Origin of the sequence: Planktothrix prolifica NIVA-CYA 540 (assembly GCF_963864145.1) — a bacterium.
GTDB classification, from domain to species: domain Bacteria; phylum Cyanobacteriota; class Cyanobacteriia; order Cyanobacteriales; family Microcoleaceae; genus Planktothrix; species Planktothrix agardhii.
The window spans coordinates 3,701,465-3,714,533 of sequence record NZ_CAWLTW010000001.1; the positions used below are offsets into that span (position 1 = coordinate 3,701,465).

Annotated in this window: 10 protein-coding genes and 1 pseudogene; 4 read left to right on the forward strand and 7 right to left on the reverse strand. The window is 39.0% G+C overall.

Annotation, left to right across the window (positions count from 1 at the left end; all coding sequences use genetic code 11):
- Positions 1–121: 121 nt before the first annotated feature.
- From AC559H_RS16515 to AC559H_RS16530, 4 genes are all read right to left on the reverse strand, one after another.
- Positions 122–736 carry a type I restriction endonuclease gene (locus tag AC559H_RS16515; protein WP_036831444.1) on the reverse strand — a complete coding sequence of 205 codons (615 nt, stop codon included), beginning with the start codon at positions 734–736 and terminating at the stop codon, positions 122–124.
- A 24-nt stretch (positions 737–760) separates the two neighbouring features.
- On the reverse strand, positions 761–961 hold the full coding sequence (locus AC559H_RS16520; RefSeq protein WP_026785230.1) for a DUF2283 domain-containing protein: 201 nt from the start codon (positions 959–961) through the stop codon (positions 761–763).
- Positions 958–1,203, reverse strand: a complete 246-nt coding sequence (locus AC559H_RS16525) for a DUF4258 domain-containing protein (protein ID WP_071782636.1) — start codon at positions 1,201–1,203, stop codon at positions 958–960. The genes AC559H_RS16520 and AC559H_RS16525 overlap by 4 nt, the downstream gene beginning before the upstream one ends.
- A 177-nt stretch (positions 1,204–1,380) precedes the next feature.
- Positions 1,381–4,740, reverse strand: coding sequence for a helicase-related protein (locus tag AC559H_RS16530; protein WP_026785229.1), 3,360 nt, complete (start codon positions 4,738–4,740; stop codon positions 1,381–1,383).
- 222 nt (positions 4,741–4,962) lie between these two features.
- On the opposite strand from AC559H_RS16530, the gene AC559H_RS16535 reads away from it, so the two are divergent.
- Positions 4,963–7,125: a Calx-beta domain-containing protein gene (locus AC559H_RS16535; protein WP_052349613.1), complete on the forward strand. Its 2,163-nt coding sequence runs from the start codon at positions 4,963–4,965 to the stop codon at positions 7,123–7,125.
- Here the strand turns inward: AC559H_RS16535 and AC559H_RS16540 are convergent.
- Positions 7,101–7,763 carry an IS5/IS1182 family transposase gene (locus AC559H_RS16540; RefSeq protein ID WP_026793975.1) on the reverse strand — a complete coding sequence of 221 codons (663 nt, stop codon included), beginning with the start codon at positions 7,761–7,763 and terminating at the stop codon, positions 7,101–7,103. The two genes, AC559H_RS16535 and AC559H_RS16540, sit on opposite strands and share 25 nt — an antisense overlap.
- A 93-nt stretch (positions 7,764–7,856) precedes the next feature.
- Here AC559H_RS16540 and AC559H_RS16545 point away from each other — a divergent pair, with 93 nt between their 5' ends.
- Positions 7,857–8,183, forward strand: coding sequence for a calcium-binding protein (locus tag AC559H_RS16545; protein ID WP_026798546.1), 327 nt, complete (start codon positions 7,857–7,859; stop codon positions 8,181–8,183).
- 410 nt (positions 8,184–8,593) lie between these two features.
- Here AC559H_RS16545 and AC559H_RS16550 read toward each other — a convergent pair whose 3' ends face one another.
- Positions 8,594–9,715, reverse strand: coding sequence for a YihY/virulence factor BrkB family protein (locus tag AC559H_RS16550; RefSeq protein ID WP_237745634.1), 1,122 nt, complete (start codon positions 9,713–9,715; stop codon positions 8,594–8,596).
- A 122-nt stretch (positions 9,716–9,837) separates the two neighbouring features.
- Here AC559H_RS16550 and AC559H_RS16555 point away from each other — a divergent pair, with 122 nt between their 5' ends.
- Entirely contained in the window at positions 9,838–11,025 is a 1,188-nt protein-coding gene (locus AC559H_RS16555; protein ID WP_026796053.1) for an aminotransferase class V-fold PLP-dependent enzyme, read from the forward strand.
- A 24-nt stretch (positions 11,026–11,049) separates the two neighbouring features.
- Here the strand turns inward: AC559H_RS16555 and rppA are convergent, their stop codons facing one another.
- Positions 11,050–11,730, reverse strand: coding sequence for a two-component system response regulator RppA (rppA, locus tag AC559H_RS16560; protein ID WP_026785226.1), 681 nt, complete (start codon positions 11,728–11,730; stop codon positions 11,050–11,052).
- A gap of 739 nt (positions 11,731–12,469) precedes the next feature.
- Between rppA and AC559H_RS16565 the strand changes: the two are divergent.
- A pseudogene (locus AC559H_RS16565) lies at positions 12,470–13,069 on the forward strand (hypothetical protein); the annotation flags it as partial.

The window sequence follows — 13,069 nt, forward strand, 5'->3', positions numbered from 1 at the left end:
TTACTTATTTTTATCATATAGCTTTCAACAAAAAAAATCCATTAATCACTCTTAATCCAAAAAATCCGCGAAATCCGTGTAATCCATCTAATCCGTGTTCAAAGATAGTTAGGTTCATTATTTACAGATTCTCAAAGGATTTCAGGATTTGAAACACGGAATAGAGTTCATTGCGTGATCGCTTAAAAAGTGAAAAATCATCAGAAAGATCGTATTGCGATTGTTGCAGCTTAATAAACATAAAATGATCGCCATTGGTGACGAGTGCATAGGTTGGTTTATCACCATTTGGACTTGCCATCATATAGGCAAGAGCCTGTGGTAATGCCACTAAAAACGAAAAACTAGAACGCTTTGCCTCAATTAAAACGATCCATAAATTGTTATTCAAAACTAAAGCATCAATTCTGCCGTGATAAGTAACACTACCACTGCGATCGCTAATTTCAACTGACTGTTCACTTCGCAAACTAAAAGGAGATTCCAGAAAACCTGCCAAAAATAGTAATGGTGAAACCATCAACAAATTTACTGACCCCTCAGACAAAAAGCCTTCAGCAACATGATGTAAATATGAGCGTTTGATCCGATCTAGAGTGTTTTTTTCAGTATCAACTAATTCTGCAAAATCTCCACGCCATTCCACAAAGAAGTCTGGATCGTGCGATCGGCGCAGACCTAACTTTGTCTCTACATCATTAAGCGATCGGATATTTTCTGTAACTGCAATAGTCATAGCTATTTACTCAAATTTTTTATGTTAAGCACTCGTTTCTAACAAAATTTTCTGCAAAGAATTAGGACTACGCTTACTGATATACAGCAACTCAATCCCAATAATTTTTCCCTCAGCGTTGTAATCAAGAATAATGCCATCACTCACTTCTTCTGACTCTATAACTTCTGAATCATCTAAACTCAAATACAGAGCATCATCTTCTTTATGAACAATCAATTTCATTTTACTCTCCTATCAAAAAAGATGGTCACAACTCGATTAGGCTCAACATTGGGATTTACGACCACTCGCAACCAGCGATCGCCAAATTCCTGTATGCGCTTTAAATAATGGGTATTCCCATGAATGTCAGCTAAAAGTTCAACTCTTTCAGGATATAGCAATGTCTGTTCTATCCATGATTCTAGTATTTTTCGCTTCAGAATTTGATAACGGGCGTGTTCAGTCAGATTAAAGCTTTCTATAAATTTTGCCTCCTATCAAAAAAACGTCTTAATCGCGGATTATGCAGATTAAAGGATTTCACAGATTTTACTTATTTTTATCATATAGCTTTCAACAAAGAAAATCCCTTAATCACTCTTAATCCAAAAAATCCGCGAAATCCGTGTAATCCCCTTAATCCGTGTTCAAGTCCCCCCCTAATCCGCGCTCACCAACACCCAAGCCACCAAATCAAACTTATCAACCTGAAATTTTTCATCAACCTTAATATTTTGCTTAACAATTTCCAATGCAGATTTATTACCTTTTTTGATTTTGGCTAATAAATCTCGCGGCTCCTGATCTATTTGACTACTTAACCAAGCTTTAAGCGCATTTACTAATTCAGCGATCGCACTTTCATCACCCCGATCAACAGCATCAGGCACAAAACGTCCTTTCTCCTTATTTAAAGTCAGAAAATCTAAAACCTCCTTTTGATTATTCAAAATTAAGTTACCCGACTTATTAATATAAATTAAATCAAAAACTTGATATTGATGATCGAACTTCTTAGAAGGTTTTGCCGGATAACCAAGTAAAGCCACAATCCCATTACGATCGCCTATTTTACCATCTCCCAAAAATCCCGTATATACCCCCTTTGGCATCTGGCGATATTTATCTTTATCGCGGTCAAATTCAGCGAGTAAATCCTGTCGATAGCGCTCCAAAGACAAACTATCAAAGCCTAAACCTTGATCGCTTACCTCGATATCATCCCAAGTAGTTTGCATTTGTCGCATCATCAGATCATTCATTTTCCGATCAAAATCTTCATCATGAGCCATCTTTGCAAAGCTATCAGAAAACTGATGATCGACTTCTGACCCCGCCAACTTCATCGTCGCCATCCGTTGCTCAATTCTTCCTTGCAAATTGAGATAGGAATTAATCTTATCTGAGGGCCAGAAGTTAATCCCAAATATTTGTTGATTTGGACTACCCAAGCGATCAATTCGTCCCATCCGTTGAATAATTCTTACCGGATTCCAATGGATATCGTAATTAATCACCATATCAGCATCCTGCAAGTTTTGTCCCTCACTCAAAGCATCAGTCGCAATCAAAATATCAATGGGTTTATTCAGCTTTTGGTGAGTATCAGGATGATTTTCTTTAATCCATTCTTGCCACTCTGTAAACGCTTCTAACCCTTCTTTTTCGGAACTAAAATTCCATTCCTTTTCACAAAATAACTTAGTATAGGGCGCAAATCTCTCTAAAATCATTTCCATTTTTTGAGGGCGATCGCTATCATCAGACTGTGAACTTGTACCCGATGCGATCGCAATTTTGTTAAAACCTCTAGCCTGAAGTTGCTCAAATAAATATATCGCCGTATCACGATAAACCGTAAAAATTATCACTTTTTGATTATGGTTATTTGCCCCTAACTTCCGCTTTTTAATAATCTGAGCGATCAATGCTTCTAACTTATCATCACAGGATTTAATTTGATTGGGTTTATTTAACTCTTTATTAATTTTTGCGTCAAATTTTTGCAAATTGACATAAAGATTATCAAGAGCATCCAAATCTTTTTTGAGATCCTCCTTAAACTTATCCAAACTACCAGCAGCATCAATATCAGCAATATTAATCGGACGTTTTTTGCCTAGTGTATATTCTTCAACTGCTTCTGTAAAATCATCATCATTTTGATCATCATCCAAATCAAGAACATCATTTTCTAGTAATACTGCTTTTGCCTTGTTGGTTTGATAATCTTTAATTTTATCTAAAGCATTTTGATGATGATATTTAATTTTCTCAACCGTTGAGTAAAAGGAACACCAAGAAGACTCTAAACGCTTGACCATCAAAATATAAATCATCTTGACCAGAAAGCGATCGCGTAGTTTATCATCGCGTAATACATCCTTTTTTGTTCCCGATTTATCATCTAAATAAAACGCTGGTTGATACCCTGACAGCATCGGGGGGAAATGGTCAAATAATTCTTCAAAGGTTTCAAAATTACCAAGTTGGTGTGGTGTCACAAATAAATTTACAGGCTTATTTTTAACAGGAAATATTAAATTAGTTTGCTGACTTTCTACCATCTTGCGAGTTCTCGCCACTAATAACGAATCCGTCAATCTAAAAAAATCATTACCTGAGAGTTTTTTAATAAAGTCTCCTATTTTGGGAATGTCATCTTTACGCCATTCATTAAATATTGTCTTTGCTTCTTTAAAGGAATAATCAATATTTTTGATACCCAATTTTGTTTCATACCCATGAACATTACCCTGCACCATTAACTTAAATTGATTTCTAGCATCATTTAAAGAGTTATTGATCGGAGTCGCTGATATCAACAAAACTTTGATATCTTGATTTTTCCGCAAAATCTGCTCAACTAAAAATTTATAGCGCTGGGATTTATCATTCCTGAGATTATGACTTTCATCAATCACAATTAGCTTAGGTTTATCGTCACAAAATAATTTATCAGCGCGATCATTATAGGAATTTAGGCGATCGCTATTCATATCCGTATGAAAGCGAATAAAAAACTTGAGTTTATCACTTTCAAATTTAGATTCCTGATCTTCCTTATAGCGTCTCCAGTTACTTTCTAATTTTTTAGGACAAAGCAATATAACTTCCCTTCCCTGCATCTGGAAAAACTTGATCACCGCCAAAGCACTCCAAGTTTTACCCAAACCCACAGCATCCGCTAAAATTGCCCCATCATATTTCTGAAGCATCCGAATTAAACTAAGAGCACCTTTTTTTTGAAAGTCATACAGGGAGTGAAAAATAGCGGTATTTTCTAACCGACCTATTTGACGATTAAACTCTGGATCATTCTCGATTTCCAGAATTTGATTACCAAATAACTCAAATAAAATTTTGTAGTAAATATCTCTGGGCGTATATTCAATAAATATCTTTTCAATTTCTGCAATTAAATATTGCTTGAAATTAACTTTTTTCCTCGAACCATCTTTAAAAATAAGAGTTTTTTCTTGATGTGCTTGTGGTTTGTTCCAAAGTTCTGCAAACCATTCGACTAGCTCTTTATATTGGTTATTATTACCAGTTTCAGCAATATTTAATTCTAAATTATTTGTATGTTTTAAGCCAATTCCTGCTTCAGTTAGGTTGGAGCTACCCGAAATAAAATATTTATTACGATCATCATTCTTCGACGGGTTAAATAAATAGCACTTAGCATGACAAAAATTGGGTTCTAAAGTTTTTGCTTTCACTTTATCCTGCTTTAAAAAAGCCACGGCTTCCCGTGCTAAACGGTTAAGATTAAGTGCCGCTTCAATTGTAATGTTTTCATTGAGCAAATCTAAGGGTCGGTTTTCCACCAGATCCAAATTAACAATATCCCCAAGCACTAGCCGAAATTTAGCAATTTTCTGATTAATTTGCTGCGAAAGATAAGCTAAAGCTCCGACGGTGAAATAACCTGTAATAATGTCTACAGTACCTTCTTCCGTATATTTTACAATCCACTCATAAACTTTCAGATTGCTATTTTCATTGTCTAGTATCATTAGCCTGTCTTTATAAAACTTGATTTGGGCTTGATTTTTGTTTAAGTCCCACTAGGACTTCTTGCATCAGTAGGCGATCATCTTCATCATCCTCCGCCACTAAAATTGTTTCAGGGTGTTTAAATCAGTTTCTCGGCAAAAAAAATCAGATACATCCGGTGCATTGGCCTAGCCTGCCGTAAGGTATAGCGACTGGATTTCTAAACACTCATATTTATTCTGATGACGATCAAAAAAGAAGGGATTTATTTAGTCGGAGAAGATACAGCCGACAATGTTGCACTCGAAGCCGGACAACTTCAGGGTATGTCTGGTTTGGTAACTCGCCAAGGTAATGATAGCGTGAGCGGTTCTTCTGATGCTGAAGTTGTTTACGCTGGGAAAGGAAATGATTCAATTGATGGCGGAGGTGGTGATGATTCCCTTTTCGGAAACCAAGATCAAGACACTCTTATAGGAGGAAATGGCAATGATTGGTTATTCGGTGGTGGAGGCAATGATTTAATTGTCGGTGGTAGAGGCAATGATATTTTGTACGGCAATCGCGGTATCAATACCCTAACAGGTGGCGATGGCTCCGACACATTTTTCCTGAAGCTAGATGATCAGAGTATTGATTATATTACCGATTATCAAATTGGAAGCGATCAGATTACCAGCAAGAACGGCATTTTGAATTTTGATAACTACACTTTGACTGCGGGTACAGGTGCTGATGGTACTGGTAGTGACGATACGCTGATCATAGACAAACTTACTAATCGTGCGATCGCAGTCTTGCTGAATGTTCCTCGCAGCAGTTTTCCTCCGGCTCCAACTCCAACTGTTCAACCAACACCGGAACCAGCGCCAACTCCTGAGCCAACGATAATACCAGCAAGCAGCTTGCAATTTAGTGCGGCTACCTACAGCGTCAACGAAGATGGCACACCAGTCACATTGGTGACTGTCACCCGCACAGGCAGCAGTGATGGAGCGGTTAGTGCTGTTGTTAGCCTCTCTGACGGTACAGCTAAATTTGGATCTGGCGACTACGGCACCACTCCCACAGCCGTTAATTTTGCTGCGGGAGACACCACGCCCAAAACGATTCAGGTTCCCATCCTCGATGACACTGCCTATGATCCCGGTGAAACCCTGACGATGACCTTAAAAAACCCTACTGGTGGGGCAACTGTAGGAACCCAGAGGAACGCAACTTTGGCTATAGTCGATAATGATACGCAACCGGAATGGCTGTCTACTATTAATTTCCATCGCACCGCAGCCAACCTGCCCCCCGTCCGAGAAAACCCGATTGCGGGAGCGGGTGCTGTCGCACACTCCAAATATCTGGTTAAAAATAACGGGGGTGGGCATTACGAAGATCCAGGGAACCAGTGGTACACCCCTGAAGGCGCGAAAGCTGGTATGTCCGGCAATGTAGCGTGGGGTGGTGGTCTCAACACTACTGATGTAGACGATATCGAGGTGTGGCTGAGGGCGCCTTTCCACGCATCGGGAATTCTCAATCAGTACGTGACCGAAGTCGGCTATGGTGCTTATCGGGAAGCAGGCGGCCAGATTACTACTGGTGCCACGCTTGTGCTTCAACGTGAATACAGCAGCATCCCCTCATCAGTGAAGTTTCCCATTATCTGGCCAGGCGACGGTCAAACCATTCCAGCTTCCATACGCGATTATGGAGGAGGAGAGTGGCCCGATCCGCTAACAAGCACAGGTACCCCCCCGTACACTGCCCCTACGGGTTTGCCATTGCTCTTGCAGTTGGGGAATGGAGACGTTACTCCTAATGTTACTGCTCACTCATTCTCGCAGGGCGGCACACAACTTGCTCACGCGGTGTTTGATGAAACTAATTACATCAATCCCAAGAATGGGGTTCTCGAAGCTTACGGGCCAGGGTCTGGATTCAACAACGATCAAGAGGTAGGACGCTCTAGTCTCGACTCAAATGACATGGTATTATTGGTTCCGCGCGATCCATTGCTGCCAGGGGAAACTTATACTGCCTCCATTACAGCCAACGGTCAAACCTACACATGGTCGTTTACTGTCGGCCCCAAAGCACCGATTGTCGGGACTGCGGGGAATGACAACCTCTTCGGGGACGAACTGGGTGACACTATTAGCGGTTTAGCTGGCAACGACACACTGAGCGGAGGGGGTGGCGATGATTCCCTTGACGCTGGTGATGGGAATAATTACCTATGGGGCGATGTCGGCAATGATACACTGCTGGGCGGTGCTGGCAACGACTACCTTGATGGAGGAGATGGGGATGACTTCCTAAATGGAGGTAATGGGAATGATAAACCTCTTGCAAAAAAAATCTATGCTATAATGCCAAACTTTCACTTTCAGACTAAGAGTGTCAACTCATAATTATAAATGGCTGACAACAAATTACAACGAAGACCATAACGGCGACGACGATTTCGATAACGACTCGATAAGATCCTGAAAATTTTGAGGCTCCGATTAACGTGTTCAATCACAATTCGTTGATGAGCCAAATCTTGATTATAGTCTTTTTCTAAGACCGAAAGGTTGCCATTTTTGGGTTTCTTTTTGGGTACATAGCTATTAAAGTGATAATCTTTAATTCCTTGATAGCCACTATCTTGTAAGCTATCAGTTTGGGGGTGAAAATGAATTTCGCTTTTTTTGAATAAGCTAAAATCGTGGCAATGTCCTTCTCCAAAATCTGTACAAATAATCTGTTTAGTTTCTTGATTAATTACTAATTGAATAATGTCAGCAACAATTCGGCAAATAGTTGATTCTGATACTCCCCAATTTGTCCCAATATGAAAATATGTTCTGTATTCTCGCCAATACTCCAAGGCTACTAAAACTTGCTCTTGGAGAGTCAGGTGGGTGTGATGTCCTCTCCTATCTTTAGGATGTTCTAACCTGAACTGCTCTATGGCATTAACCATTTTTTGGAAGGTTTGAATCTTGACACCAAATCTTCGTTTAAATTCATGAGGTTTCAAATTTAGATAAAATTGAGTGTTCATCGCAGAGTTATTGTCTAAATTCACTTTCAATTTTTACCATTTTATGGAGTTTTTAGCAAAAGTTTGTGAAGAATGGTTAGTCTCTAGGATTTTATGAAATTGAGCAAAACTTACCATAATACCATAAAATTATTTTGCAAGAGTTCTACTAATCTATTCGGTGGTGCAGGCAAAGATACCTTCATCTTTGGTGCGTCAAGTGGTCAAAATAGCGTGAATCAATTTGTTGTTGCTGATGATAAGATTCAGGTCGCTGCTGGTCTTGGTTTTAGCAATGGAGTCGCTGTTTTAGCCGCAATTACTAACCAACTTCCTGTTACTGGTGGAGGCCTGTTTTCTGAAATCACCCTCAGCCCAGGAAATAAAATTAGTATCTTCCACGATGTTTCCTTAACAGCAGCAAACTTTGCCATTATCTGAATCTGGTCATCAGATAGGTTGATGATTTCGGCGATCGCCTCTGTATTTCTCAGAGCGATCGCGCTTTTTTCAACAACAAATTGCCGGGGCGGGTTTAGGGAGATAATTGCTGATAATTAAAGATGGTCTCGGAACCCGCCCCTACGGTTGAATTGTTAATCATTGTCAAATGCGATCGCAATTTTTTAACAAATTGTAGGGGAGGGTTCCGCAACAATATTTAATTCTTAGCAATAACCTTGCTAAACCCGCCTCTGGAGTGTTGAAGATTTCTGAATTAAAGTCTATAATGGAAATGTCTTACTGATGATCAGCTACTAAGACAATATTCAATACTAACCCATAACCTATCTAAACTCGCCCCTATTAAATGCGATCGCCTGAGAACAGGTTTAGGAATCACTGCAATTCTAGGGCGGTGAGGATCTTAATTCATCCCCCACAATCACATTAAGTTGGGCTCCTACTAGCATAATTAAGGAACTAATTTGTAACCAGAGTAATAAAACTACAAACGCGCCAATTGTGCCGTAGGTAATATTAAATTTGCCAAAATAGTAAACATATAAACGAAATAAATTAGATACTAAAGCCCAAAATACAGCGGCTAAAATTGCTCCTGGCATCAGAGGAGTTCCATGTTTGCGGTAATTAGGCGCGTAACGATAAATAAAAGCATAGTTAGTAGAAACAATTCCCAAGGTAATCGGCCACCGTAGTTTTTGCCAGGTTTCTAATAGGGTTGATTGTAATAAACAATTCTGTACTGGCGGTTGAATCATGCAAATGGCTAAATCTTCTAAGGCACAGTTTCCGATGGTTTCAATCATACAACTTTGACGGGCAATTCCTTCAACAATCATGTCACTCACTAATACTAATGCAGTGGCTAAAATTAATAATAATAGAGTTCCTAATGCTAAAGATAAGGCAATTAATTTATTTTTCCAAAAGGGTCTAATATGGGTCTTTTCTACCCCATGAATATGATTTAATGCGGTCATCGCTGCACCAATTACACCGGAAAAAACCCACAAAGAGGCAATAAAACTCACCGAAAGTAAACCCGAACTCGGTGTTAAAGATAAATGATAAATTCCAGTTCCTATTAAATTCTGGACATCTTCTGGGACAATTTGACTGAGTAAAGTTGCCATTTGATAGAGTTCCGTTTGCAATAATTCAAAGGAACTTAGGGCAATTAATAGGGCTAATACCGCCGGAAATAATGCTAAGGTAGCATGATAAGCCATTTCCGCAGCAAAACCCGGTAGACGCTGTTCTATAGTCGCCTGAATCAGTTTTTTAAAGGTTCTGGGATTCAAATATAGAAAAAAACGGCAGAAACGAATCATCCGTCGCCTACTTCTTTTAATCTGTTTAATTATGATAGGAAACAGGACAATTAATTGCTCCGCGACGAGATCAGCACCGCGCTGAATCAGTTTAACTAAATGGGTGTGAATAGCACAAGGTCGCCACTTAAACGATTTCAGATTTCGCCAGAACATCAAAAAGCTGGCTATGCTCATAAATATTGGGGATGGATACGGTATTCCTAATTTACTCGACTTGGGAAAGATTTTGTCAAAAAATAAGATTTATTTAAGTTCGGAATTGGTTTAGGATCAAATAGTTGTTAATTTCATCAAATATGAAAGACACTCTTTTACACACTAAACCTGAATATTCTCCCTTTTCTCGATATTGGTTATTTGATCCCAAGGTAACTTTTCTGAATCATGGTGCTTTTGGTGCTTGTCCAATTCCTGTGTTAGATTCTCAATATCAATTTCGACAACAACTTGAACAACAATCTTGTCATTTTTTTGTCAGAGAATATGAAATTTTACTCGATAATGCTAGAGTTGAATTAGCTAATTTTGTGGGTGCAAATCCAGAGGAATTAGTATTCATTCCCAATGCGACAACCGGGGTAAATACGGTTTTGCGATCGCTAATTTTCTCAGAACAAGATGAATTACTTACAACTAATCACGAATATAATGCTTGTCGGAATGTATTAGATTTTGTTGCTAGTCGCACGGGGGCTAAAATCATTATAGCAGATATTCCTTTTCCGGTCGCTTCATCTGAAGAAATTATTGATGCGATTATGGCAAAAGTCTCTCCTCGAACAAAATTAGTTTTAATCGATCATATTACCAGCCAAACCGGGTTAATTTTTCCAATTCAAGAGATTATTAAAAAGTTAACTCATTTAGGAATAGATACTTTAGTTGATGGTGCCCACGCACCCGGAATGTTAGAGCTAAACTTACAAGCAATTGGAGCAACTTACTATACAGGAAATTGTCATAAATGGTTATCTGCTCCCAAGGGAGCCGCGTTTTTAATGGTACAAAGGGATAGACAATCATTAATTCGTCCGCTTACAATTAGTCATGGAGCTAATTCTACCCGAAGCGATCGCTCTCGATTTTTATTAGAATTTGACTGGACAGGAACCCCAGACCCCAGTGCTTATTTATGTATTCCTGAAGCAATTAAATTCATGGGTTCTCTGTTACCCGGAGGCTGGTCAGAATTAATCAAAACTAATCATAATTTAGTGGTAAATGCTCGAAAATTATTATCTAAAAAAATAGGAATAAATTTATCCTGTCCTGATGATATGATCGGTTCAATGGCAGTTTTACCTTTAGGGGAAAAATGGCAAAATTATGATAATTTGAATCAAAAACTTTGGGAAGAATATCAAATTGAAGTTCCGATTATGCCTTGGGAAGATCAAACTAAGTCCTTGATGAGAATTTCGGCTCAAATTTATAATCATTTATCCCAATATGAATATTTAGCAGAAATTTTGTTGGGGTTATAAGGGTATGCAATGAAAAGTAATAAACTATTCTCCAAAACGATATCCTTTACCATAAACCGTATGAATTAGGGGAATTTCCCCTGTAGTTTCGATTTTTCTTCTTAACAGGCGAATTTGTGCTGCTAATACATTGCTGCTCGGTTGTTCACCCTCTCCCCAGAGATATTGATGAATTTGATCATGGGTTAATAACTGTCCTGGTGAACGCATCAAATAAGCTAAAAGTTGACTTTCTTTTTCTGATAAATCAATCATGCGTTCACCTCGATAGGCGAGTTGATTATCGAGGTCTAATTCTAAGTCTAATACTTGCAAATGGTTAGAATTAATGGTAGATTCTATAACTTGATAACGACGCAGTAAGGCGCGGACTCTAGCTAATAATTCGCGTAATTCAAAGGGTTTCATTAAATAGTCATCTGCACCAGCATCTAACCCTTGAACTCGGTCATCTAGGGTGTCTTTTGCGGTTAAAAATAGAATCGGTGTTTGGTCAGAATGCGATCGCAATTCCTGACAAATTTCTAAACCGGATTTTTGCGGTAACATCCAATCTAAAATTAATAAATCATAATGATTTTGACGGGCTAAATCACAGCCAAAACAGCCATCCGTTGCAATATCAACTGTATACCCTTCCCTGGTTAATACCCGGCTTAAAGGATCTGTTAATTCGATTTCATCATCAACCAATAAAATTCGCATAAAATCGATCACCTCAGATACTGTCCAGTTTTGTGTGGGTCTGTCATCGGCATCAATCAAAAAGGAATTTCCCAAGGTATCAACACAAGCTGCTAAATTGTCGGCAGTACCTAAATCAATAGACACCGATGGTTCAAATGCTAAATCAAATTTTCCCGTTAATAATTTACCTGTCTTAAAAAACGTTTGACGGGCAAAATAAATCCCTGTATTGTACAATTTACCCGATTGTTGACAAAGATATTCTATCAACGCACGAGTTTCTGGATCTGGAGACAACAAGATTTGCTGCACTCCCATTGTTTTACTTGCTTTAGTCATTGACTCGACTATCACGACCATGTTGGTTTCTTTATGATAGCATTACTAAATATTTCTAGGGGAATAAATTCCCCTGGATCGTGTTTCCTCTGGTGGTCTGAAGACACTGAGTTTCCACACTCCCATCCTTTTTTTATGATTTGTGCTAAGTAGTTGCACAAAATAAATTACCTAGTTGAGAGAGGGAACAGCCCCCCCAAACCCCCCGTGCACGCAGGGCTAGGGGGAGGGAACAGTGGGGAAATCACTTCACCGTCTGGGTTCTAAGATACGTCTGGTGTCCTAACTGCCTTGGCGGTTGCTATAAAACTAAAATTAGACTTAAGTATAGATTTGGTTGTCAATTTTATTGATACAATTAATAAAAATGTAACCTGCCCTGGTCAATGTATTAATCTGTAAGCAATGGGGTCTGACGATGAAAGTACGACTAAAAAAACAGAATCGCCATGAAGTAGAATCTGTCAATCAAACCGGAATTCAAGCGAAATCCCTGACAGATATTCGCCCAATGGACAACGGCCTCGTAACACCGCAGAAACACCAAACCGAAGATATAAACCATCAGCAAATACAGAAAAAACCGGGTTTTAATTTTGCGGAAATCCCGATTACAGGAAACACAGATAGGTCAACATCCAGAATACAACCTAAATTTAATTTATCCCTACAAAAAAAATTAACTGTCGGCGAGGCTGGGGACAAATATGAACAGGAAGCAGATAGTGTAGCTGAAAAAGTGGTCAAAAAAATTAATACTCCTTCTGGGGAACAGTCAACATCGGGTCAAGGAGTCCAACGTCAGGAAGAAGAAGACTTGCAAATGAAGCCCGATATTTCCTCAATTCAACGTCAGGAAGGGGAAGAAGAAGACTTGCAAATGAAGCCCGATATTTCCTCAATTCAACGTCAGGAAGGGGAAGAAGAAGACCTGCAAATGAAGCCCGATATTTCCTCAATTCAACGTCAGGAAGGGGAAGAAGAAGACCTGCAAATGAAGCCCGATATTTCCTCAATT

Coding starts and splice junctions, on each gene's coding strand:
- AC559H_RS16515 (WP_036831444.1), bottom strand. CDS start 736: ATGACTATTGCAGTTACAGAAAATATCCGATCGCTTAATGATGTAGAG.
- AC559H_RS16520 (WP_026785230.1), bottom strand. CDS start 961: ATGAAATTGATTGTTCATAAAGAAGATGATGCTCTGTATTTGAGTTTA.
- AC559H_RS16530 (WP_026785229.1), bottom strand. CDS start 4,740: ATGATACTAGACAATGAAAATAGCAATCTGAAAGTTTATGAGTGGATT.
- AC559H_RS16535 (WP_052349613.1), top strand. CDS start 4,963: ATGACGATCAAAAAAGAAGGGATTTATTTAGTCGGAGAAGATACAGCC.
- AC559H_RS16540 (WP_026793975.1), bottom strand. CDS start 7,763: ATGAACACTCAATTTTATCTAAATTTGAAACCTCATGAATTTAAACGA.
- AC559H_RS16545 (WP_026798546.1), top strand. CDS start 7,857: ATGAAATTGAGCAAAACTTACCATAATACCATAAAATTATTTTGCAAG.
- AC559H_RS16550 (WP_237745634.1), bottom strand. CDS start 9,715: ATGAGCATAGCCAGCTTTTTGATGTTCTGGCGAAATCTGAAATCGTTT.
- AC559H_RS16555 (WP_026796053.1), top strand. CDS start 9,838: ATGAAAGACACTCTTTTACACACTAAACCTGAATATTCTCCCTTTTCT.
- rppA (WP_026785226.1), bottom strand. CDS start 11,730: ATGCGAATTTTATTGGTTGATGATGAAATCGAATTAACAGATCCTTTA.